The organism is Blautia sp. AF26-2, assembly GCF_003460955.1.
Classification (GTDB): domain Bacteria; phylum Bacillota; class Clostridia; order Lachnospirales; family Lachnospiraceae; genus Fusicatenibacter; species Fusicatenibacter saccharivorans.
Genome location: NZ_QTWD01000007.1, coordinates 105,594 through 127,033, shown reverse-complemented (window position 1 = coordinate 127,033; position 21,440 = coordinate 105,594). Strand labels below are relative to the sequence as shown.

The following is a 21,440-nucleotide window of genomic DNA, read 5'->3' as shown; positions in this document are numbered from 1 at the left end:
TTTTCTCATTTTCCCTCTTGACATACTTTGATATTCAAAGTATTATATATCTAGTTTTCAAAACCACATAGTAAGGTTTTTTACATTACATTTTTACCAATACCAGATCCCGTGCCCGCCGCCGTGTCGGGGATGTTCCTCCAGGATGGCGCATTTGCAGGAGGCCTGCAAACTCTTAGGCTATGGAATTTTGCGTTGCTTGAAAAAACGGCACTGTCTGAGTGCAGCGAGTTCGCCGTTTTTTCAAGCGCCCTTAGCAAAATCCCAAAGCCTTAGAGTTTCCTGGCCTCCGAAACCGCGCCATCCTGGAGGAACATCCCCGGCGCGGCGGCGGGCACGGGATCGTCCATTTATCAAAAAGGAGAATTCATATGTTACCAAATTTAAAAATAGGAAATCTCACCGCCAAATACCCCATCATCCAAGGCGGAATGGGCGTCGGCATCAGCCTCTCATCCCTCGCCGGTGCCGTTGCCAAAGCCGGCGGAATCGGCGTCATCTCCGCTGCCCAGCCCGGCTGGCGCGATCCGGAATTCGCGCGTGATCCCTTAAGTGCCAATCTCCGCGCACTCGCCTTCCACCTCCGCCGCGCCAAAGAAATTTCAAACGGCGGCATCATCGGCGTCAATATCATGTGCGCCCTGACCCACTACGAGGAATACGTCCGCTGCTGCATCGAAAACGGAGCCGATCTCATCATCTCCGGGGCCGGTCTCCCGACTGATCTGCCAAAATACACAGCGGGAAGCTCCATCAAGCTCGCGCCTATCGTTTCCCCGCCCCGGACCGCCAAGGTTCTTCTGAAGCTTTGGGACAATCACTATCACCGCGTTCCTGATCTCGTTGTCATCGAAGGTCCTGCAGCCGGAGGCCATCTCGGCTACTCCGCCGAAACCGTGGAAGAAACAGCACGGCGCGGCTACGATGACGAAATCCGGGAAATTCTGCAGATTGTACATGTCTACGAAGAAAAATATGCCTGTACCATCCCCGTCGTCTTTGCCGGAGGCGTCTACACCCATGAGGATATCCTTCACTATCTGTCGCTTGGCTGCGCAGGCGTCCAGATGGCTACCCGTTTCGTTGTCACGGAAGAATGCGATGCCGATCCCCGCTACAAACAGGCATACCTGAATGCAAAAAAAGAAGATATCACGATCATGCACAGTCCGGTCGGCATGCCGGGCCGCGCAATCCGCAATCCGTTTCTGACGGAACGCGAACAGGAACGGGAAAAAATCTCACACTGCTACCAGTGCCTCAAAAAATGCGACAAAGCCTCCATTCCCTACTGTATTACCACTGCCCTGACCCGCGCTGCCGATGGCGATACCGACAACGCTCTCCTTTTCTGCGGAGAAAATGCATGGCGTCTCGATCACATGACCACCGTGCCGGAGCTGATGGCGGAACTGGCCGGGGAATCCCTGCCGGACAGCAAAAAATAAAAAATTTAGTAGTGACTTTCCTTCCCAATAATGTTACAATCTTCTTTATGGTGTCAGCATAAAAAATCTTCAAGAACTGACCATAAACCCAAAATTTTTGTAACACACAAAAGGAAGGAACTCTATGAACAAACACAACAAATCCCGCAGCTCGTTTTCCGGCAAAATCGGTTACGTGCTGGCTGCAGCAGGCGCTTCCGTCGGACTTGGAAATATCTGGCGTTTTCCCTACCTCGCAGCAAAATACGGCGGAGGAATTTTCCTCCTCATTTATATCCTGCTGGCGCTCACCTTCGGCTACTCCATGATCGTTGCCGAGTCCGCCATCGGACGCATGACACGAAAAAGCCCGGTCGGCGCTTTCCAGTCGTTCGGCAAATCGAAATGGCTTTCCGCCGGGGGCTGGATCAACGCCATTATCCCGATTCTGATCGTTCCATACTACTCTGTCATCGGAGGATGGGTCATCAAATATCTGATCGAATACGTGAAGGGCAACAGTACCCTGCTCGCAGAGGACGGCTATTTTTCCGGCTTCATCTCAAACGGAGTTTCCACAGAGCTCTGTTTTGCCGTTTTCTGCCTTATTACGGTCGCCATCATCTACGCCGGTGTGCGAAACGGCATTGAACGCGTTTCCAAGGTGATGATGCCGATTCTGATCGTCCTTTCCGTTATCATTGCCGTTTATTCCGTAACAAGACCGGGCGCACTGGCAGGCGTGAAGTATTTCCTTGTTCCGAACCTCAAAAACTTTTCATGGATGTCCGTTGTTGCCGCCATGGGACAGATGTTCTACTCCCTCTCGATTGCGATGGGTATTCTGATCACCTTTGGCTCCTACATGAAAAAAGACACCTCGATCGAGGATTCCACACGCAACGTCGAAATCTTTGACACTGCCATTGCGATCATGGCAGGCCTGATGATCATTCCTGCCGTCTTTGCCTTCTCCGGCGGAAATCCGGATACCCTGCAGGCAGGACCTTCCCTGATGTTTATCACCATCCCGAAGGTATTCGCCAATATGGGCTTTGGCACTGTGATCGGTATTCTGTTTTTCCTTCTGGTGCTGTTTGCCGCACTGACCAGCTCCATTGCACTGACAGAAAGCGCCGTTTCCACCTTTGAGGATGAGCTCGGCTGGGGCCGTAAAAAATCGACCGTTCTGATCGGCGTTATCATGATTGCGCTCGGAACGCTCTCCTGCCTTGGCTACGGACCGCTTTCCTCCGTCACCATTCTTGGCATGCAGTTCCTGGATTTCTTCGACTTCCTGACAAACTCCGTAATGATGCCAATTGCTGCCATTGCCACCTGTCTTCTCGTTTCGAGAGTCATCGGTGTGGCAAAAATCGAGGAAGAAATCATCCATGGCGAGAGCCGCTTCCGCAGAAAGAAAATCTTTCTTGTCATGATCCAGTATCTCTGCCCGGTGTTTGCGCTGATCATTCTGTTCAGCTCCGTGGCAAATGCATTCGGCTGGATCACCATGTAATGAATCTGTAAACGATGAAAAAAGATTGTTTTCGAAACACGATCACGATTTCGAAAACAATCTTTTTTTATCCAAATCTGTCACACCAGCATCAGGAATCCGTCAGCAGCAGAATATCTTCCTCCTTCAGATACAGCTCCTTTGGAATCCCCATTTCCGGACTCCAGTCTGTTTTTGCGATCTTCCACTGCAGCCAGCTGCATTCGGCATTCTTCCGGAACGAAATGTTCCATTCAAACGGATCTTCCCAGATTTCGGATTCGTTGACCGGAAATACATTTTCCTCACCCGGCCTTTCTACTGTGGCCAGAAAATGTGCCCGGATGCCGACTGCGCGGATATCGTCTGCAATTTCCCGCTCCTTTACGTGCAGCGTTACGCCCCAGTCCACGGCCCGCAGCGTGTGCGCATCCACCCGCTCGGCCGCCGAAATGTTCTTGCAGCCCGACAAAATTGCCGCTGTGCGCGTCTTCGGATTCTGGAAAAATTCCTTCAGCGGTTCCATGACTTCCATCTTTCCCCGGTTCATACAGCTGACCGTATCGCAGAGGCGGTACACCTCATCGCGGTTGTGTGATACGAAGATGACCGGTTTTCCGGCCTCCTTCAGATGTTTGTACATCTCCTGCTCCAACTGCCATTTCAGATAGGTATCGAGCGCTGAAAACGGCTCGTCGAGCAGAATCAGCTCCGGCTCTGCTGCGAGCATCCGTGCCATCGCGACGCGCTGTTTCTGTCCGCCGGAAAGCTGTCCCGGGATCTTTTTCTCCAGCCCTTCCAGCTGAAACTGGCGGATCAACGATTCCGTCCGGCTCCGGTCCGGCCGTTTTCCCATGCCTGCCTCAATATTCTGCACAACATTCATATGCGGAAACAGGGCGTAATCCTGGAACATATAGCCGACTTTCCGCTTCTGCGGCGGCAGATTGATTTTTTTCTCCGAATCAAACAGCACCTTGCCGTCAAGGACAATCCGCCCCTCATCCGGCTTTTCGATTCCGGCGATACACTTTAAGGTCATGCTTTTTCCACAGCCCGACGCGCCGAGAATCGCAAAAATCTCCTGCTCCGCCCGGAACTGCATATGCATAAAAAAGCCGTCCAGTCTTTTCGTAATATCTACTTCAAGCGCCATGATTTATCCTCTCTACCACTGTTTCTGATTTTTCTTTCTCCGGTTGCCGAGAAGATTCATCGCTGTCATCGTAAGGAATCCGACGAGCAGTACGACAACAGACCAAAAACCCGCCGTTTTATAATCCCCGTCCTGAATCACCATTGCGATTTTCTGGGAAACGGTACCCGTCTTTCCCGGAATATTTCCGGCCAGCATCGACGTCGCGCCGTACTCACCGAGCGCCCTTGCAAATGCCAGCACCGTACCGGAGAGCACGCCGGGACCTGCCGATGGGATGACCACTTTCCAGAAAATCTTCCACTCCGACATACCAAGCGTCCGCGCCGCATAGATCAGGTTCGTATCCACCTGCTCAAATGCCGCTCTCGTATTGCGGTACATCAGCGGAAATGCGATGATCGTTGCCGCCAGAATACAGCCAAGCCATGTCTGCACTGCCTTGATACCGAAATTCTCATATAGTGCAGCACCAAACGGACGGCGGAGGCTGAAAATCAGAAGCAGGAAAAAGCCTGCAACGGTCGGCGGCAGAATCATCGGAAGGGTCAGAAAGCCGTCAATCACGGCACGCGCACCGGGACGCAGCTTCATCACCGCACGTGCGGCAAAAATGCCAAAGAAAAAGGACAGAATCGTCGCCACAATACCGGTCTTGATCGAAATGACAAGCGGGCTCCAGTCCAGTGACTGTAAAAAATCCAGTATTTCCTGCATAACATTTCCTTTCTATCCACGGCAGCCCTGCATACCTGCATCACGCATCCTGCCCGGATTTGCTCTGATGCAAAACCACCGTCCGTAGAAACGAAATCTTTCTTTTTCGGACGGTGATTTCAAATCCCTGCTGTTTTTTGTGGGATCTTCTTTTTATTCTACCTCTGTATCAAAGTAATAATTCCGGAAGATTGCGGCTGCCTCATCGGAAGTCAGAAACTCTACAAAGTCTTTCGCTGCTGCCTGCTCGGTCTCATCTGCCTCTTTGTTGACAACCTGTGCTGCCGGGTAGATGACATTTCCGGTCAGATCGTACGGAACGACCTGCAGAACCTTCAGGCGGTCTTCCAGACCGTAGGTATCAGAATAGTAAACCGTACCAACCTCGTTGGATCCCTCTGCAACAGCGGAAGTAACGGCTCCTACGTTTGCGCATTCATTGATTTCCACGCCGCCGAGCGCTTCGGAAACCTGCTGGGTTGTGATGGCCGATACGTCGTCTGCTTTCTCCAGAATGCCTGCATTGACCAGTGCTTCTCTTGTGTATTTTCCAACCGGAACGGAACCGTCTGCCAGTGCGATGCTGGATGCCTTGTTCAGATCCTCCAGGCCCGTAACTTCTGTATTGCTTCCCTCATAGGTTACAACGCAGACCTGATTGTTTACGATGTTGTGACGGGTTCCCTCAACCAGGAGATTCTCTTTCTCAAGCTGATCCATCTGTTTTGCTGCTGCGGAGAAGAATACGTCGCAGGATGCACCCTCTTCGATTTGTGTCATCAGGGTTCCTGAGCTGTCATAGCTTCCAACCAGTTTGACATTCGGCTGGGTCTTATTGTACTCGATGATCAGCATCTCCATTACGGAGTTCAGGCTCTTTGCGGCAAATACGGTGACGGTGGTATCGTCAAATACTTCGCCGTCTGCTGTGCTCTTGGCGCTGGATGCGCTCTCTGCTTCCGAAGAAGCGCTGGATGCAGATGTGCTCTCTGCCTTGGAGCTGCTCTTACTGGAAGAATCTGTGGAATTGGAAAATCCGCATGAGGCAAGAGAAAGTGCCATAGCTGCCATCAGAAGAATGGATACGGTTTTCGTTTTCATGATAATTGACTCCTCATTTTGTATATTTACGTATGAAGCGCCGGATGTGCACCTTTTCGTTTTCCGGTTTTTGCTGACCGGATCTGAATGAGCTGTGCGGCAATGCTGATTGCAATCTCCGCCGGCGTCTCGCTTCCGATCTCGATTCCGATCGGGGCATAGACACTGTCGAGCTGTTCTCCGGTAAAACCCTGCGCTTCCAGTTTTTCGCGCACATACTTTGTCTTTCTGCGGCTTCCCACCACACCGATGTACGACGCGCCGGTGCGAAGCGCAAACGCCTCGGCATCCGCATCGCACCGGTGGCCGCGTGTCACAATCACGAGATAATCATTTTTCCGGATCGAAAGAATCTCGTCCAGTTTCGTAAAATCCACCAGCATGGTCTGCCCGGCATCCGGGAACAATGCTTTGTCCACATATTCCTCCCGGTCATCGAGTACGATACAGCAGAAATCCAGATGATGCAGCACCGGAACGAGTTCCTGGGCCAGATGGCCGCCGCCGAACAGATAAACCTTTCCGTCGTAGCAGAATTCCTCGGCGTAATACGTTTTCCCGTCCAGTTCCAGAATCCGGCAGTGGCCCGCTTTTTCCTGTGCCGCCGGAAGCATTTCCCACGCTTCTTTTTCCAGCACGCGGATACCGGTTCCGTCCAGCGCAAAAAAAATCCAGTAACTGCGGTACCGCTCCTGCGCCGCAAGCGCCTGCGCCAGACTTTCTGCTTCGCCGTGCGCTCCATTCATAAAATAGAAGCACACCTTCACTCTGCCGCCGCAGACCATGCCAAGCCCCTTCCCCTCTCCGGTTCCGAGATCGTATTCTCTGTATTCACTTTTCTTCTCCTGCACCAGCTCCTGCGCATGCAGAACCGCCTGATATTCCAGGTTTCCGCCGCCGATAGTTCCGAAAACCCGTCCTTCCCGGCCGACCAGCATATAGGCGCCCGTCGTGCGCGGAATGGAGCCGTCCCCTTCGGTGATAAAGGCAAGAACCGTGTCCTGTCCCTCTTCCAGCTGTGCAAGCAGTTTCCGGTAAAGTTCGTCCATGTTTCCTCTCCTTGTGTCTGATCTCTGGTCTACTTTTCCGTCACCAGTTCGATGGTGTCACCCTTTTGAATCGTGCCGCCGCGCAGCACCACCGCGAAAACGCCCTCCCGCGGCATGATGCATTCACCCATGCGTTTGAAAATCTCGCAGTGGCTGTGGCACTCCTTTCCGATCTGCGTCATCTCAAGCAGCGCATCCCCGCAGGAAAACCGCGTGCCGACCGGCAGATTCCGGAAATCATATCCTTCCACGATCAGGTTTTCCCCGAAGGCGCCGAGCGGAATATCCGCCCCCTTTGCACGGAAGGCTTCTATTTTTTCATACGACAAAAGGCTCACCTGGCGGTGCCAGTGCCCGGCGTGTGCATCGCCCTCGATGCCCCAGTCTTCCACCAGCTTCGCCGTTTCCACCTCGTGCTTTGCCGTTCCCCGTTTTTCACTGATACAGATTCCTATGATTTTTCCCATTTCTTTTGTTTCCTCTTCTTTTCGAACCGCCGTCATTTCATCCGCCGATACCGGACATCAGGTGGTGCTCTGTCATATCCTTCGGCCGCTCAAAGCAGTGTTCCATCGGCTTTTTTAAGATTGCCTGTGCCATCACATCACGCAGATCCGCCGCCGTTCCGTTCTGCAGAACCTCCCGCAGATCCACGCCGTTCTCATAGCAGAGACAGAGCTTTAAAAAGCCGCGGCTTGTCAGCCGTACGCGGTTGCAGCTTCCGCAGAACTTTCCGTGGATCGCGCTGATAAAGCCGACGGGCATCGACAGCTTTTCGTACCGCACATAAGCCGCAGGACCGTTTCCTTCTTTTTCCTGGTCCGGCGTACATGCCCCATACCACTGTTCCAGCTCTGTTTTCAGCGCCTCATTCGACGGACCCACGTACGATTTTCCGGCGCCCACCGGCATCACCTCGATGAACCGCACCGGGACTTTTTCCTGCTCTGCAAATTCAAGCAGTTCCTGCGCATGCAGTTCTTTTCGATGCACCGCATTCAGCTTCACTAAAAGACCCGCCTCTTTGGCCGCGCAGATGCCCTGCTTTACCTGCTCCAGCGCATCGCGTCCGGTAAGCGCCGCAAACTCTGCCGCATCCACTGTATCCAGGCTCACATTCACACTGTCACAGCCGGCCGCCTTCAGATCCCTCGCACACGATGCCAGGCGTACGCCATTCGTCGTGATCCCAACGGATGCGGTGCCCGGCACTGCTTTTATTTTCTGCACCAGCTCCACGCACTCTTTTCTTACCAGCGGTTCCCCTCCGGTAATCCGGTAATGCGTGATGCCAAGCCCAGCCGCGGCGTGCACAATCTTCAGCATCTCTTCGACGGTAAGCGGCGGATTCTGTTCCGCCTGCTCCAGTGCACAGCCCGCCGCACTCTCCGGCATACAGTACCGGCATCTCAAATTGCACGCGTCCGTGATGGAAATCCGCAGGTAATCTATCGTTCTGCCATACTGATCCTTCATCGTTTATCTGCCTTTTCCAAAACCGCAGTTCGGGAAGGTGCAGACCTTGCAGTTCAGGCAGAGACCGCCCTCGCCAAGACCGGCCAGTTCCTCCGCTGTCACCTCATCATCTGCAATGAGGCGCGGCAGGACAAGATCGAAAATCGTCCGTTTCGAATACATGACGCATCCCGGCAGGCCGACGATCGGTGTTCCGTTTTCGGCATACGCCAGAAGGAACATGGCTCCCGGCAGCACCGGCGCGCCGTAAGAAACGATGCGTGCTCCGGTATTTTTGATCGCCAGCGGCGTCTTGTCGTCCGGATCCACACTCATTCCTCCGGTGCAGAAGACAAGATCGGCACCCGCTTCCATCGCGCGTCGGCATCCGTCTGTGATCTTCGATGCATCATCATCGTAAACCTCATGAAAGATCATCTCCGCGCCGAATTCTGCCAGCTTTTCCTGGATAACCGGTGTGAAGGTGTCCTCGATCCGATGGTAATACACTTCATTTCCCGTTGTCAGAACCGCAAATTTTTTCTTGTGGAACGGCTTTAAGGTCAGGATCGGCCCGTCGGAACAGACTGCCTGTGCCGTCTCCATCTTCTCTTTTTTGATGACGAGCGGAATAATTCTCGTCCCCGCCAGTTTGTCGCCTTTTTTCACGTATGTATCACCGTGGCGCGTCGCAATCATCATCTCGCCGAGGCTGTTTACTTTTTTCAGCTTCTCGCGGTCCACTTTCAAAAGACCGTCGCAGTCCGCGATCAGTTCAATTTTTCCTTCTTTGACATCGGACGGATGCATGTGATCGTTTTTACACATATCGTAAAGAATCTGTGCCGCCTCATTTTCATGCAGCATTGTATCGTCCTTTTCCCAGATGTAAATGTTGTCCTTTCCGACACTTAACAGCACCGGAATATCTTCTTCTGTAATGATGTGGCCTTTGCGGAATACCGCATCTTTTGTCACACCTTTGATAATCTGTGTAATATCGTGGCAGAGCACCTGGCCTACCGCGTCTTCTGTTTTCATCAGTTTCATCTGAAACGCCTCACTTTTTCTATTTGAATCTATTCCAGTTCCCCGCAGATCACTTCCAGCACGCTTCCGGCGATGCACCGCGCCTTATCGGAAATCGTGAAGCAGTTCTGCAGTTCTTCTTTCCGCGGATCGATGTCCGCAATCTTAAATCCCTTCGTCACCGGATAGCCGTCGCGGATCAGCCCGCGCAGCAGACCGGAGAGAGATGCTTCCACAGGTACCGTCCCGTTTTCTGTCTCAATCTCTGCAATCACAGCCCTGGCTTCCACAATGTCTCCGATCGAAGCCACATTCCGCAGAATACCTTCCGCCTGTGCATGCATCACACGCTCTTTTCCGTACCCGCCGATGATGCCCGGAATGCCAGTGTTCGGAACCGCGCTCCCGCTTCGGATCACGCGTCCAAGATTATGACCGCGCTTCGTCTCAATTACAACATCCACATCTTCTCCTGCCGTAAAGCCCGGTCCGAGGGCAATCACAAGCGGCGCCATCTCTTTTGTCGTCCCGAGATTTTTCTTCGCCAGAATCGCATCGACCACGACGGCCGGGCGAAGTGCTGCAATGCTTAGTCCCGCCGGATCCACGAGCACCGGAACACCATCTTTCTTCCAGATCCGCTCCATTTCCTGTTCCAGAAGTTCTTTCCGGTTCTTTTTCTCTGCGAGATCCACGTCCATGCGCACGGCTTCCACGTCCTCTACCCTGGCGCTGCCGGCATATACCGCTTCGCTCAAAGCCACCTGCCGCCGGATCGCCGCCGGGTGCTCTGCTTCCAGAACCAGCAGACGAAAGCCCGCTTTTTTCAGACGATGGATCGTACCGGTTGCAAGATCTCCTGCTCCCCGTACCACGATCAGATCTTTCTTTTTCATCTTCGCTGTCTTCCTTCTTTCGTTTCAGCAGCCGCCGTTTTCTTCCGTCTTCCGCGGTCTGCCTCGTTATTCTCGTGCGAGAATAACGCTTTTTCCATTAATAAAAATACAGGAAAGGACCCGTTTTGTCAACGTGTCCCCGTAAAAAATGTTATTTTTCTTCTGTTCCAAACCACTTCTGAAACGACGCATCGGCGCCTGCGCGGACTTCTTGTTCAAACTTCCGGTACCGCTTCAGGAATTCTTTTCCCTCCGGGGTCAGTACCGTCTGGCCGCCGTTGCTGCCGCCCCGGTTGCCCTGTACCAGCGGGATGCCGAGATCCTCCTCGGCGCGCTTTAAGATTTTCCATCCCTTCGAGTACGCCATCTGCATGCATTTGCAGCCCTTCGAAAGGGAGCCGGTTGCTTCCACATGCTCCATCAGCTCCGCCACACCGGGACCGAAGGCATGATCCGTCCGGCTGACGCGCAGCCGCATGTCGTACCGCAGCTTCTGTCGTAATGTTTCTTCTTTTTCTTCCATTTCCACCTCACACCTCTACAACAGCACACGGTACTCCGCCTCATAGGCAAGTCCCGCCGTCTGAAGTGCCGCAAGGATTTCTTTTCCCTCTTCCGGCGCTGCTTTCCAGGAAAGGCCGCAGCCCGCCGTAATTTCCCGCGGAACGGGGATCATCCTTCCCGGCAGGCCGTGCGCTCTCGCATACTGCTCCATCTGCATCGCCTGCGTTGTCCCCGCAAACGTCAGAATCCAGGTTTCTTTTCGCTGTCTCATATCGTTTCTTCCTTTTTCCAGCTTCTTTTGTATCCCGGATGCCGGCTGCCGCCTCTCTCACTGCTGCATTTCTTCTTCGGCAAACTCCCGCAGAGCCTGCGCGGCAATCCGGACTTCTTCTTCCGTCAGTACATGGGAAAAGCTGAACCTCACGGCTCCCTGCTCCCGTGTCCCGAGTGCTTCGTGCATCAGCGGCGCGCAGTGTGCTCCGCTTCGGACTGCAATACCATAGTTCTCATACAGCCAGTCGCTGACATATCCCGAATCACAGGAGCCGATGTTTAATGCCGCCGTTGGTACCCGCTGCTGCAGATCGTCTGTTCCATATAAAGTAAGTCCCGGGATTCCCTGAATTTTCTCCAGAAAGAGGTGCATCAGCTCCCTCTCTCTTTTGTAAATCATTTCAATCCCCGTCTTCTCCAGATATTCCAGCGCTCCCAGAAGTCCCGCAATTCCGTGGACATTTAAAGTTCCCGCTTCCAGGTGCTCCGGCATCGCCGCAGGCTGTTCTTTTTCATAGCTTCGGATTCCGCTTCCGCCCATTTTGAGCGGCCGGATCGAAAGTTCGGGACGGACGTAGATTCCGCCGGTTCCCTGCGGCCCTAATAGTCCCTTGTGGCCGGAAAAACAGAGCACGTCAATCCCGCTTTTCTGTACATCAATCGGCAGAATCCCCGCTGTCTGCGCCGCATCGACGATCAGACGCAGGGAATGGCGTTCCGCAATTTCGCACACCCGCGCAAGATCCGTGATATTTCCGGTCAGGTTGGAGGCATGCGTAACGACAAACGCTTTCGTGTTTTTCCGCACTGCCGCTTCCATCTGATCGTAATCGATCCTTCCAGATACATCCGCCGGAATCACGGAAAGCTCCAGTCCCTGTTTTTCCAGTGCATACAGCGGGCGCAGAACGGAATTATGCTCGCAGACTGTCGTGATCACATGATCCCCCGGCCCGAAGAGTCCGAAAATTGCCGTGTTCAGTGCCTCCGTATCGTTGCACGTAAATGCAATCCGCTCCGGACTCTCCGCGTGAAACAACTCTGCCAGCCGCATTCTCGTCTCAAAGACGATGCGGCCCGCATCCAGTGTCGCATCGTGTGCACCGCGGCCTGCATTTCCACAGCCGTGCAGTGCCTGGATCATACGCTCCTCTGCTTCTTTTGGATGCCACAGCGACGTTGCCGCCGAATCGAGGTAAATCATGGCTTAATCACGCGGTCTGCGCTGCTCATGCGCTCCACGATGTCATACATGTTGGTCACACTGCCGACCTGCAGCTTTTCAGTGATGCCGTAGAAGTTCAGGCATGTTCCACAGGTCAGAATTTCAACGCCGCGCGCTGCCAGATCTTTCAGATCCTCCAGGGACTCGGAACCCTCGCAGGTCAGCTTTGCACCGCCGTTGTAGCACAGAATCGTATCCGGCAGCTCATCCTGCTGGGTCAGTGCATAAAGGAAGCTCTTCATCAGAATTTTACCCAGCTCCTCGGCTCCTTCGCCCATATGGTCTGCAGAAAGAACGACGAGTTTTGTTTTCTTTGCCGCCGGTACGAGGCATACGGTTTTCTCTTCTGTTTCAGCCGGCTCTGTTTCCGATACGGTGAACTCCACATGATACTCTTTTTCTTTCTTCTCTTTTACCAGAAAGCCATATCCTTTCTGCTGCGCCATTTTTTCCAGGTTCTGCACGGCGATTTCATTATCCACCAGAACCTCCACTTTTCCGCTTCCCGCAAGTTCTGCAATCGCATTTTTTGCCTTTACCAGCGGTACCGGGCACACATCACCCATTGCGTTTACTGTCTTTTTCTCCATCTCTGCCATTTTTCATCCTCCCTGCCTTACCATTTCCTGCTCTGTGTCACATAAATTTCGGTTCCTGCCGGCTCTGTGATTTTTCCAACGATTGCTGCCGGAATCCCCTGCTCCAGCAGTTTTCTCTGCATTTTTTCTGCATCCACGGCATCCACGGCCATCAGAAGCCCTCCCGATGTCTGCGGGTCAAACAGCACCTCCTGCATGCCGAACGGTATATCCTTAAAGATCACATGCTGCTCCAGATGATTCCGGTTCCGCTGGCCTGCCGCAGTGATCAGAAACTCCTCCGCCGCTTCCACAGCCCCCGGGAACACCGGAATCTGATCCGCCCAGATATGGCAGGACACGCCCGACTCCATCATCTCATGCAGATGCCCTAGGAAACTAAAGCCCGTTACATCGGTACAGGCATGAATGTTATACTTCCGTGCCGTCTCCGAGGCGTACTTATTCAGCATCATCATCGATTCCACTGCCTTTTGAAATCCCCCCGGGTTTTCCTCCCCGACGCGGTGCGCCGCACAGAGAATGCCGGTTCCGAGCGGTTTCGTCAGAATGAGCAGATCACCCACGCGGCCCGTATTGTTCTGCCAGATCCGGTCCGGATGCACGGTTCCCGTGACAGAAAGGCCGTATTTTACACTGTCATCCGCAATCGAATGACCGCCGGAGAGCGATCCGCCCGCCTCCTGCACCTTTTCCGCGCCGCCGCGCATGATTTCTCCGAGGACATTCAGATCCATCTGTTCCGGAAAGCAGACGATATTCAGGGCTGTCCGCACCTCTCCGCCCATCGCATAGATGTCGCTTAAGGCATTCGCCGCCGCAATTTTTCCAAACGTGTACGGATCCTCCACCACCGGCGGAAAGAAATCCAGCGTCTGGACCATCGCAAGGTCGTCCGTCAGCCGGTAGACGGATGCATCGTCTTTGCTGTCATAGCCCACCAGCAGATTCGGATCCTTTTCCCCTTTCGGCAGCTTCTCCAGAATATGTTCGAGCACGCCTGCCCCGAGCTTTGCCGTACAGCCGCCGCTCTTACAGAAAATAATTTTTTTTTCTTCCATCGTTACCTGTTCCCTCTTTTTTCAGCTTCTTCCGCACTCTCCGTCCGTTCCGCGCAGAAGTCCCAGCGCATGCGGCAGGGTATCAAGTACAAATCCAAGACTCTCTTCCACCGCCTTCGGGCTTCCCGGCAGATTGATAATCAGCGTCCGATGACGGATTGCACTCACTGCCCGGCTCAGCATCGCCCGTTTTGTGATCGCCATGCTGCCCGCGCGGATCGCCTCCGCGATGCCAGGTGCCACACGGCCGGATACCGCCAGAGTTGCCTCCGGTGTCACATCCCGCATGGAAAATCCCGTACCGCCTGTCGTGAGGACAAGATCGCACTGCTCCAGATCGGCAAGCCGGATCAGTTCCTCCTCGATCATCGCCCGCTCATCCGGCAGAAGGCGCATCGAAACGACCTCATACTGCTCCGCCGGAAGCAGCTCTTTGATCTTTGGGCCGCTCTTATCCTCGCGCTCGCCCTGATAGCCTTTGTCACTTAACGTTACAATTCCCACCCGGAAAACCGGGAAATCTTTCTTTTCTGCCATGCTTTATTTTTCCTCTTTCTGATAGATATAATGACCGCTCTTTCCGCCGTTCTTTTCCAGAATGTGGATATCACGAATCACCATGCCGCGGTCCATCGCCTTGCACATATCGTAGATCGTGAGCAGCGCTGTGGAAACACCAGTCAGCGCCTCCATCTCCACGCCGGTCTTTCCGACACATGATGTGGTGCACACGGCCGTAATAGAATTTGTATTCTCGTCCGTGGTAAATGTCACTTCGCAGTTCGTCAGCGGCACAATGTGGCACAGCGGAATCAACTCCGCATTCTTCTTCGCCCCCATGATGCCTGCCAGCCGTGCAACGCCGAGCACATCGCCTTTTTTCGCCGTATGGTCCCGCACGGCTGCAAATACCTCCGGGCTTACCTGTATGGTTCCCGTCGCCGATGCTGCCCGGTACGTGTCCGGCTTCTCATGGACATCGACCATGACGGCGCTTCCGTCTTTCTTAAAATGGGTAAATTCCGCCATCTGTCTCCTCCGTTCTATTTCCGTTTTATTCTCCGGGTTCCCACTCTTCTTCCGCTTCACGCACGGGAAGCTCTGCTCTCCCATACCAGGGATTCGTGTTCTCACCGCTTTGTCTTCTGTTTCCTGTCGCGCACGTAACCAGAACATGCTCGATCCCCTGCCTGCGCAGCAGCTCCACAAGTTTCTCTGCGGCCGCCCGGTGTTCTTTTTCCTCATACTGGTGCAGTACCGCATAAAACGTTCTGCCTTTCAAATCCTTCTGCTGTCCCTGTTCCGATGCGATCAGCCGTGCCAGATCTTCTTCCGTGATATGGTGTTCCATCGTACAGCCAAGCAGTTCCGCCGCCCGTTCTGCCCGAAAGCAGTCCTTGCCAAGCGGCTGTCCCAGTGCCGAAAGACCTGTCACACCAATCACAAGATCTGAAGAGGAAAGCAGCGCCGGTTCATGTTCCGCCGGTGCCTTGCACGGCAGGTGCCTCGCGCCGTCCGCCTCGATCAGCGTCAGATCGGCCTTTTTGCGTGCCGCTTCAAATAGTTCCGTTTCCGGCATGGAAAGCTTTTCCGGATCCCGGCAGGCACTCCCGATAATCGCTGCGCGGCCTGTGCGAAATTTTCTTTCGACCGCTTCCAGACTCTGGTCATGCCATTCCTTCGGCGGACGGTAAATGTGCGTCGAAGTTGTCACCAGTACCTTCTGATCGTTTTTTACACAAAAGCCTGCCATCTCGTACAGCAGCGTCGTTTTTCCGCCGCCGCCGATGATAGAAACTACATGGTTCTTTTCCTTTAAAAAGGGGAACGCCGTTCCCATTCCTACCGGCTCCAGCTTCTGTTTTTCTGTTTTCTGCCAGATTCGAAGCATCTCCTCTGCCCCCTTCTGCCGTCTTTCTTTCTCACTCTACCATACTCATTTTGGGCTGTCAAATTTTACTCGCGCCGTAAAAACTTGAAAAAAGAACTGCCCCGATCGGGCATCCCCATCAGAGCAGTTCTTCTATTCTTACTGAACGTGTACGGTAAGCACCGCTGCATTTGATCTGTTTCCATCGCTGTCCGTCACATGATACGTCAGCGTGTAATCTCCCGGCACTGCAGTATCCACATCGCCGTCGATCTCAATCTGGTTAAAGAGTGACTCCTGGCTGTCTGCATCATCGGTCATCTCTTTGATATAGCTGGTTTTGTCCAGATCGTTTCCGGCTTCCACTGTTACTTCATACGTATTCAGGTACAGTTTTGGGCTTTCCGCCGGCAGTGCTTCGATTTCCATCTGCGCATCTGTCTCATTTTTTGTGCCCTCTGTGTCATTCTGCTGCGGCTCCTCTGCTGCCGGTGCAGACTCATCTGCCGCCCCACTGTTATCCGTTTCCTGCGTAGCCTCATTTTCCGCCGGGGTATCTTCCGCTGCAGCTTTATAATTCACGCGGCGTGTTGCTTTTGATACATTATTGTGACTGTCCTTTGCCGCATAGACAACCGATGCACTGGTATGGTCATCGTTCGGGAAAATGTTTTCAATCATCAGCGAATCTGTCACATCTCCGTCTTTCTCATCCGTTGCAGTAACGCCTTCCAGCAAAGGCGCTGTATCACTGCCTTCCTCATACGTTACATCCCCATCAGCTGGAAGCTCGATTTCCGGGCCTTTTCGGTCGTCCGTCACTACGACAGCTGCTGTACCGGCTCCTAGCGCCACGCACAGGACAATCAAACCTGCAACAATTCCTTTTTTCATGGCAGTTAATCGTCCTCCTCCTGGCCGTAATCTCCATATTTGTACTGACCGTATTTTCCGTATTTACCATACGCCTGTTTCTGCATATCCACCTTGTTCAGGACAACGCCAAGCAGCGGGCAGTTACTTCTCTCGAGCTGGCTCTTTACTTCCTGTGCAAAACGATAGCTGATCACACCGGACTCAATGACCATGATTGAACCATCACAGATTTCTGCAACGATTGCACTGTCGATAACGCTTCCAAGCGGAGGAGTATCCACAATCACATAATCGTAAACTTTACGAAGTGCATTTAAAAGACTTCGGAAGTTCTTTCCCCCCAGAAGCTCTGCCGGATTCGGCGGAAACGGGCCGGAATAAATCATGTAAAAGTTCTTTACATTGGTAGAACAGATGACATCCTCCAGAGTTGCCTGACCGGACAGGAAGTGTGCCAGTCCGCGAACAGATTTCTGTGTTTTCGTTCTTCCAAGAAGAACCGATTTCCGAAGATCGGCATCGATCAAAATCACTCTTTTTCCGCTCTCTGCAAGAGAAATGCCGAGCTGCATAGAAACACTGCTCTTTCCCTCATTTGGTGTACAGCTTGTAACCGCGATTACTTTCTTATCTTCTCCGCAGAACTGAAGGTTGGTCCGAAGAGATTTGTAGGCTTCCACAATCTGATAGCCTGATTTTTCCTGTTTTACTACTACCTGATTCACGTTCCGTATCCTCCCTTATTTCTTTCTTCCACGGCCGTTTTTGTTTTTCTTCTTGCTCTTTTTCTGTCCTTCTGCAAGAGGAATTATGCCGAGTGTACTGACACCCAGATAACGTTCTACATCTTCGGAGGTCTGGATGGTGTCATTTGTCAGATAAACAATAATGATGATGACAATCGCGATAAATGCCCCTGCTATTGCACCGATCAGCCCGTTTTTCTTAATACTTGGGCTTACCGGCTCATCTGGAATATTCGCCTCATCTACCACATTTACAGCTTCTGTGTTCATAACGTTCTGAATATGATCTGATGCTGCTACACGGATTGCATCCGCCATCTGGCTTGCTACATACGGATCTTCGTCTTTTACTGTAATCGAAAGGATACGCGTATCGTTCTGTGTAGTAACAGTAATTTTGTTCAAAAACTCCTCATAGGTAAGATCCAGATTTAACTGTGCAATAACGGTTTCAACAACCTGACGGCTCTGAATCAGCTCCGCATAGTCTTTGGTTAAAAGAGAACTTGCCTGCAGATCTCCACTTGTTACAGTACTGCTGCTGTCCTGTTTTGACAGTACATACATTTTTGTCGTCGATTCATACTGCGGCTTCATAAATACTTTGCTGACCAGTACCATCAGAAGGCCAAGTGCCAATGCAGCTAAAATCACATAGCCAATTTTGCTCCAGAGCACACGAAGCAGTTCCAGTAAATCGATTTCAATTTCATCCTGATTCTGTTGATTCGTTTCCATCTTCTTCTCCTGACTTTTTTTAGATTTCTCCGGCATCCCTTAAGATTTCCATCGGATTATCGTGGAAAATCCTTTCGGCATATGCCTCTCCCATTTTTTTTGAAACATAGGCAGCGCCTGCTCCTATGTTGGGAATACGTGTTTTTGTGTTGTGGGAATCGCTGCCGACAAAACCGAGCAGATCTTCCTTCATCAGTTTTCTGCAGTAGCGTTTTGCCCCCCACGTATACTTTCCAAGTATACTTTCCACATTCACCTGCAGTCTTGCGCCCATATCCACCAGATCGCTGGAAAATCCGACGCTCTTTACCGTTGCCTGATAGCGCTCCACATGCGCGATAATCGGTTCGTAACCGCAGGACAGTACATTGTAGACTCTCTCACGGATATGCTGTGCGGAATCTCCCTCGGAAAATTCCAACAGAACATAGGATGAACCGGCCATGGTCACATATTTCCGTTTTTCCAGGATATCCTGAAGATCCATGTTCGAGTGAAGTTCACACCCGAGATAAAGCGACATATCCGGATATTCCTTTTTTGCCGCTTCCTGCAGTTTCAGAAACTGCTCATGTACCTTTTTTGCCGGTGTTTCAAACATCCGCCGCCGATAATGCGGTGTGATGATAATCTTCCTGACCCCGTCCTCGTGCTGCATTTTCAGCATCGCCAGCGACTCTTCCAGGTCAGCTGCACCGTCGTCTACCCCCGGGACCATATGGCAGTGTACATCAAATAATTCCTTCATACCTTATCCCTCTTTTTGTGTTCTTTCTTCAAGTCACGCATACTTAGACATTCTACTTTAGTATACATCCTTTTGTGATCTCTGGCAATACAAAAAACATACTCTGTATTTATTTTTTAACATTTTTGTCAAACTTGCCTAAAATGAGGGATAAAAAAGAGACCTCCATTTTCATGTCGGCCTCTCCCGTTATTTTCTGCAGATGAAAACCCCTGCCTCTTTTGTGATCGCAATTCCGCCGTGTTTCTGAATTTTCTTTTCCAGAAATTCTTTGAATTCCCGCTGTCTCGGATACAGATACTCATTCTGATTTCCATGGCAGGAAAGGATATAGTCCAGAAGCGGCTCCGGCCGGTCGACCCAAAGACTGTCCTCGTAGATTCTTTTCTCTACGCTGCCAAAATAAGGCTTTAACTGCTTTTCTCCGTGATCCAGACCAAAAATAGTATACAGCGCCACCTCCGAAAGATTGATCTGCGGATCAAACTCCTGTACCAGATCGGTAATCTCTTTCATATGGCCTTTTCCATACGTACTGCAGTAGAACACGCCGTCATCTGAAAGCACACGGCTGATTTCCTGCAGACCGCGGGACAGATTCTGGACATAGAACAAAACATGATTTGCAATAATCCGGTCGTATTCCGCATCCGGAAACGGAAGCTTCTGGCAGTCCAGTGTCCGGAAATCAAAACAGGATGCCTTTTCTTCTCCCAGATTTTCCGCCGCATCCCGGATCATGCCGTCTGACAGGTCAGACAGACAGATATACTTTCCTTTCAGCACGGATGGCTCCGCTTTTTTCCAGAGCTGTCCGTTTCCGCAGCCAATCTCCAGAATCCGGCGCGCACCGTCAAAATCCATCTGTTCCAGAAGCCACGGGAACCATCCCTTTTTATTTTGGGAATACTGCTCGTGCAGCGAAATACGGATATTCAGGTTTTCCCCGTTTTTGTACTGCTCCACCAGCATCTTTTCCATATCGGTCAGATGAATCAGGTTCAGAATGCCGGTCCAGTCGATCTGGTTCGTCTCCTCCAGAATCTGTGTCGTATTCTGCAGTGCCTTTTCCATCTGCTCCAGATTTTCCATCTTCTTGTGCACAAGTCCGATCTGCATTTTCAATGATTTCAGAATATCCGCACTCGTATCGTGAATCGTCATATTTCCGATCTCATTCAGGGAAAATCCGAGATATTTCAGCGATAAAATTTTCTGCAGCTTCAGAAAATCCTCATCCGAATACATCCGATAACCGGACTCGTTGATAAAGCTTGGCTTCAGCAGCCCTTTTTTGTCGTAATAGCGAATTGTCCGAATGGTCACATGGGCCATCCGGGCAAATTCACCAGTGGTATAATATTGATCCATATCCACCACTCCTTCGCAAAAGCCGCTTTTTTGCGGCCTTTGCATTTCACTTTTCTCTCTTACAGACGGTCTTTGTACATCTCAGCGAAGTAGTTCTGATACTCACCGCTGATGATGTGTTTCCACCAGTCTTCGTTATCCAGATACCACTGAATTGTCTGTGCAATTCCTGTATCGAAGTTGTATTTTGGTTTCCATCCAAGCTCAGTCTCGATCTTGGTCGGGTCGATTGCATATCTTCTGTCATGGCCCGGGCGGTCTTTTACGTATTTGATCAGAGATTCCGGTTTGTCCAGAGCTTTCAGGATAGTCTGTACTACCTGAAGGTTTGTTCTCTCGTTGTGTCCGCCAATGTTGTAAACCTCGCCTACTTTACCTTTATGGATAATCAGGTCGATTGCTTCGCAATGATCGGATACGTGCAGCCAGTCTCTGACATTCTCACCGTTTCCGTATACCGGAAGCTCTTCGTCTGCCAGTGCGCGGCTGATCATAAGCGGAATCAGCTTTTCCGGGAAGTGATACGGGCCGTAGTTGTTGGAGCATCTGGAAACGGTAACCGGGGTACCGAAGGTTCTGTGGTAAGCCAGTACAAACAGGTCTGCGCTTGCTTTGGATGCAGAGTACGGACTGGAGGTGTGGATCGGAGTATTCTCTGTAAAGAACAGGTCCGGGCGATCCAGCGGAAGGTCTCCGTAAACCTCATCGGTAGATACCTGATGATATCTCTTTACGCCGAATTTTCTGGAAGCATCCAGCAGTACACGGGTTCCCATTACGTTGGTCTGAACAAAGATGCCAGGATCCTCAATGGAACGGTCTACATGGCTCTCTGCTGCGAAGTTGACAACAACGTCAAATTTCTCTTTTTCAAACAGATCCATGATGAAAGCTTCGTCTGCGATATCACCTTTTACAAATTTGTAGTTTGGTTTGTCCTCAACCGGTTTCAGAGTCTCCAGGTTTCCTGCATAGGTCAGCAGGTCCAGGTTTACGATCTGATAATCCGGGTATTTGTTTACCATATGATGTACGAAGTTTCCGCCGATAAATCCGGCTCCGCCTGTTACTAATACTTTCATGCTTTTTCTCCTTTTTGGT

General features: G+C 51.7%; 24 protein-coding genes. 2 read left to right on the top strand and 22 right to left on the bottom strand.

Features of this window, described 5'->3' with window-relative positions; genetic code table 11:
- The first annotated feature begins 371 nt into the window (after nt 1–371).
- Together DWY63_RS10640 and DWY63_RS10635 are read left to right on the top strand one after the other, a co-directional pair.
- A complete protein-coding gene (locus DWY63_RS10640; protein ID WP_117802066.1) occupies nt 372–1,448 on the top strand; it encodes an NAD(P)H-dependent flavin oxidoreductase in 1,077 nt (358 codons plus the stop codon).
- A gap of 124 nt (nt 1,449–1,572) precedes the next feature.
- The gene (locus tag DWY63_RS10635; protein ID WP_117760655.1) at nt 1,573–2,946 is read left to right on the top strand and encodes a sodium-dependent transporter; all 1,374 of its coding nucleotides are present in this window, start codon (nt 1,573–1,575) and stop codon (nt 2,944–2,946) included.
- Between the two features lie 91 nt (nt 2,947–3,037).
- Here the strand turns inward: DWY63_RS10635 and DWY63_RS10630 are convergent, their stop codons facing one another.
- The 22 genes from DWY63_RS10630 to rfbB form a co-directional block, all read right to left on the bottom strand.
- Complete coding sequence (locus DWY63_RS10630) at nt 3,038–4,081, bottom strand: sulfate/molybdate ABC transporter ATP-binding protein (protein WP_117509359.1); 1,044 nt, start codon at nt 4,079–4,081, stop codon at nt 3,038–3,040.
- Nucleotides 4,082–4,093: 12 nt separating this feature from the next.
- On the bottom strand, nt 4,094–4,798 hold the full coding sequence (gene modB / locus DWY63_RS10625) for a molybdate ABC transporter permease subunit (RefSeq protein WP_055227953.1): 705 nt from the start codon (nt 4,796–4,798) through the stop codon (nt 4,094–4,096).
- A 153-nt stretch (nt 4,799–4,951) separates the two neighbouring features.
- Nucleotides 4,952–5,899, bottom strand: a complete 948-nt coding sequence (gene modA, locus DWY63_RS10620) for a molybdate ABC transporter substrate-binding protein (RefSeq protein ID WP_117802065.1) — start codon at nt 5,897–5,899, stop codon at nt 4,952–4,954.
- A 26-nt stretch (nt 5,900–5,925) separates the two neighbouring features.
- A complete protein-coding gene (locus DWY63_RS10615; RefSeq protein ID WP_117802064.1) occupies nt 5,926–6,948 on the bottom strand; it encodes an XdhC family protein in 1,023 nt (340 codons plus the stop codon).
- Between the two features lie 29 nt (nt 6,949–6,977).
- Nucleotides 6,978–7,415, bottom strand: coding sequence for an MOSC domain-containing protein (locus tag DWY63_RS10610; protein ID WP_022462461.1), 438 nt, complete (start codon nt 7,413–7,415; stop codon nt 6,978–6,980).
- 37 nt (nt 7,416–7,452) lie between these two features.
- Nucleotides 7,453–8,424 carry a GTP 3',8-cyclase MoaA gene (gene moaA, locus DWY63_RS10605; RefSeq protein WP_117802063.1) on the bottom strand — a complete coding sequence of 324 codons (972 nt, stop codon included), beginning with the start codon at nt 8,422–8,424 and terminating at the stop codon, nt 7,453–7,455.
- 3 nt (nt 8,425–8,427) lie between these two features.
- Nucleotides 8,428–9,453: a molybdopterin-binding protein gene (locus DWY63_RS10600; protein ID WP_117802062.1), complete on the bottom strand. Its 1,026-nt coding sequence runs from the start codon at nt 9,451–9,453 to the stop codon at nt 8,428–8,430.
- Between the two features lie 29 nt (nt 9,454–9,482).
- The gene (gene yqeB, locus DWY63_RS10595) at nt 9,483–10,328 is read right to left on the bottom strand and encodes a selenium-dependent molybdenum cofactor biosynthesis protein YqeB (RefSeq protein ID WP_117802061.1); all 846 of its coding nucleotides are present in this window, start codon (nt 10,326–10,328) and stop codon (nt 9,483–9,485) included.
- A 151-nt stretch (nt 10,329–10,479) separates the two neighbouring features.
- Nucleotides 10,480–10,851, bottom strand: coding sequence for a winged helix-turn-helix domain-containing protein (locus tag DWY63_RS10590; protein WP_022462465.1), 372 nt, complete (start codon nt 10,849–10,851; stop codon nt 10,480–10,482).
- A 15-nt stretch (nt 10,852–10,866) separates the two neighbouring features.
- Nucleotides 10,867–11,103, bottom strand: a complete 237-nt coding sequence (locus DWY63_RS10585; RefSeq protein WP_022462466.1) for a DUF3343 domain-containing protein — start codon at nt 11,101–11,103, stop codon at nt 10,867–10,869.
- A gap of 57 nt (nt 11,104–11,160) precedes the next feature.
- Nucleotides 11,161–12,309 (bottom strand): aminotransferase class V-fold PLP-dependent enzyme, encoded by a 1,149-nt coding sequence (locus DWY63_RS10580; protein WP_117802060.1) that lies wholly within the window; start codon nt 12,307–12,309, stop codon nt 11,161–11,163.
- Nucleotides 12,306–12,920, bottom strand: coding sequence for a sulfurtransferase-like selenium metabolism protein YedF (gene yedF, locus DWY63_RS10575; protein WP_082424948.1), 615 nt, complete (start codon nt 12,918–12,920; stop codon nt 12,306–12,308). Before yedF ends, DWY63_RS10580 begins: the two co-directional genes overlap by 4 nt.
- Nucleotides 12,921–12,946: 26 nt before the next feature.
- A complete protein-coding gene (gene selD / locus DWY63_RS10570; RefSeq protein ID WP_117802059.1) occupies nt 12,947–13,990 on the bottom strand; it encodes a selenide, water dikinase SelD in 1,044 nt (347 codons plus the stop codon).
- A 21-nt stretch (nt 13,991–14,011) separates the two neighbouring features.
- The gene (locus DWY63_RS10565; protein ID WP_022462470.1) at nt 14,012–14,527 is read right to left on the bottom strand and encodes a MogA/MoaB family molybdenum cofactor biosynthesis protein; all 516 of its coding nucleotides are present in this window, start codon (nt 14,525–14,527) and stop codon (nt 14,012–14,014) included.
- A gap of 3 nt (nt 14,528–14,530) precedes the next feature.
- Nucleotides 14,531–15,019, bottom strand: coding sequence for a cyclic pyranopterin monophosphate synthase MoaC (moaC, locus tag DWY63_RS10560; RefSeq protein WP_117802058.1), 489 nt, complete (start codon nt 15,017–15,019; stop codon nt 14,531–14,533).
- A gap of 25 nt (nt 15,020–15,044) precedes the next feature.
- Nucleotides 15,045–15,881: a selenium cofactor biosynthesis protein YqeC gene (gene yqeC / locus DWY63_RS10555; protein ID WP_117802057.1), complete on the bottom strand. Its 837-nt coding sequence runs from the start codon at nt 15,879–15,881 to the stop codon at nt 15,045–15,047.
- A 138-nt stretch (nt 15,882–16,019) separates the two neighbouring features.
- Nucleotides 16,020–16,754 carry an immunoglobulin-like domain-containing protein gene (locus DWY63_RS10550; protein WP_117802056.1) on the bottom strand — a complete coding sequence of 245 codons (735 nt, stop codon included), beginning with the start codon at nt 16,752–16,754 and terminating at the stop codon, nt 16,020–16,022.
- 5 nt (nt 16,755–16,759) lie between these two features.
- Nucleotides 16,760–17,461 carry a polysaccharide biosynthesis tyrosine autokinase gene (locus tag DWY63_RS10545; RefSeq protein ID WP_055227943.1) on the bottom strand — a complete coding sequence of 234 codons (702 nt, stop codon included), beginning with the start codon at nt 17,459–17,461 and terminating at the stop codon, nt 16,760–16,762.
- Between the two features lie 15 nt (nt 17,462–17,476).
- Nucleotides 17,477–18,220, bottom strand: a complete 744-nt coding sequence (locus tag DWY63_RS10540; RefSeq protein ID WP_055228010.1) for a YveK family protein — start codon at nt 18,218–18,220, stop codon at nt 17,477–17,479.
- A 19-nt stretch (nt 18,221–18,239) separates the two neighbouring features.
- The gene (locus DWY63_RS10535) at nt 18,240–18,968 is read right to left on the bottom strand and encodes a CpsB/CapC family capsule biosynthesis tyrosine phosphatase (protein WP_055227942.1); all 729 of its coding nucleotides are present in this window, start codon (nt 18,966–18,968) and stop codon (nt 18,240–18,242) included.
- A 189-nt stretch (nt 18,969–19,157) separates the two neighbouring features.
- The gene (locus tag DWY63_RS10530) at nt 19,158–20,339 is read right to left on the bottom strand and encodes a MerR family transcriptional regulator (protein WP_117802055.1); all 1,182 of its coding nucleotides are present in this window, start codon (nt 20,337–20,339) and stop codon (nt 19,158–19,160) included.
- Between the two features lie 59 nt (nt 20,340–20,398).
- Nucleotides 20,399–21,421 (bottom strand): dTDP-glucose 4,6-dehydratase, encoded by a 1,023-nt coding sequence (gene rfbB, locus DWY63_RS10525; RefSeq protein ID WP_022461570.1) that lies wholly within the window; start codon nt 21,419–21,421, stop codon nt 20,399–20,401.
- Nucleotides 21,422–21,440 lie beyond the last annotated feature (19 nt).

Bases quoted from the DNA above. Each gene is read 5' to 3' on its own strand.
- DWY63_RS10640 (WP_117802066.1), top strand. From the start codon at position 372: ATGTTACCAAATTTAAAAATAGGAAATCTCACCGCCAAATACCCCATC.
- DWY63_RS10585 (WP_022462466.1), bottom strand. From the start codon at position 11,103: ATGAGACAGCGAAAAGAAACCTGGATTCTGACGTTTGCGGGGACAACG.
- yqeC (WP_117802057.1), bottom strand. From the start codon at position 15,881: ATGCTTCGAATCTGGCAGAAAACAGAAAAACAGAAGCTGGAGCCGGTA.
- modA (WP_117802065.1), bottom strand. From the start codon at position 5,899: ATGAAAACGAAAACCGTATCCATTCTTCTGATGGCAGCTATGGCACTT.
- DWY63_RS10590 (WP_022462465.1), bottom strand. From the start codon at position 10,851: ATGGAAGAAAAAGAAGAAACATTACGACAGAAGCTGCGGTACGACATG.
- selD (WP_117802059.1), bottom strand. From the start codon at position 13,990: ATGGAAGAAAAAAAAATTATTTTCTGTAAGAGCGGCGGCTGTACGGCA.
- moaC (WP_117802058.1), bottom strand. From the start codon at position 15,019: ATGGCGGAATTTACCCATTTTAAGAAAGACGGAAGCGCCGTCATGGTC.
- DWY63_RS10600 (WP_117802062.1), bottom strand. From the start codon at position 9,453: ATGAAACTGATGAAAACAGAAGACGCGGTAGGCCAGGTGCTCTGCCAC.
- DWY63_RS10635 (WP_117760655.1), top strand. From the start codon at position 1,573: ATGAACAAACACAACAAATCCCGCAGCTCGTTTTCCGGCAAAATCGGT.
- DWY63_RS10615 (WP_117802064.1), bottom strand. From the start codon at position 6,948: ATGGACGAACTTTACCGGAAACTGCTTGCACAGCTGGAAGAGGGACAG.
- DWY63_RS10535 (WP_055227942.1), bottom strand. From the start codon at position 18,968: ATGAAGGAATTATTTGATGTACACTGCCATATGGTCCCGGGGGTAGAC.
- rfbB (WP_022461570.1), bottom strand. From the start codon at position 21,421: ATGAAAGTATTAGTAACAGGCGGAGCCGGATTTATCGGCGGAAACTTC.
- moaA (WP_117802063.1), bottom strand. From the start codon at position 8,424: ATGAAGGATCAGTATGGCAGAACGATAGATTACCTGCGGATTTCCATC.
- DWY63_RS10540 (WP_055228010.1), bottom strand. From the start codon at position 18,220: ATGGAAACGAATCAACAGAATCAGGATGAAATTGAAATCGATTTACTG.
- DWY63_RS10530 (WP_117802055.1), bottom strand. From the start codon at position 20,339: ATGGATCAATATTATACCACTGGTGAATTTGCCCGGATGGCCCATGTG.
- DWY63_RS10550 (WP_117802056.1), bottom strand. From the start codon at position 16,754: ATGAAAAAAGGAATTGTTGCAGGTTTGATTGTCCTGTGCGTGGCGCTA.
- DWY63_RS10580 (WP_117802060.1), bottom strand. From the start codon at position 12,309: ATGATTTACCTCGATTCGGCGGCAACGTCGCTGTGGCATCCAAAAGAA.
- DWY63_RS10565 (WP_022462470.1), bottom strand. From the start codon at position 14,527: ATGGCAGAAAAGAAAGATTTCCCGGTTTTCCGGGTGGGAATTGTAACG.
- modB (WP_055227953.1), bottom strand. From the start codon at position 4,798: ATGCAGGAAATACTGGATTTTTTACAGTCACTGGACTGGAGCCCGCTT.
- yqeB (WP_117802061.1), bottom strand. From the start codon at position 10,328: ATGAAAAAGAAAGATCTGATCGTGGTACGGGGAGCAGGAGATCTTGCA.
- DWY63_RS10610 (WP_022462461.1), bottom strand. From the start codon at position 7,415: ATGGGAAAAATCATAGGAATCTGTATCAGTGAAAAACGGGGAACGGCA.
- yedF (WP_082424948.1), bottom strand. From the start codon at position 12,920: ATGGAGAAAAAGACAGTAAACGCAATGGGTGATGTGTGCCCGGTACCG.
- DWY63_RS10630 (WP_117509359.1), bottom strand. From the start codon at position 4,081: ATGGCGCTTGAAGTAGATATTACGAAAAGACTGGACGGCTTTTTTATG.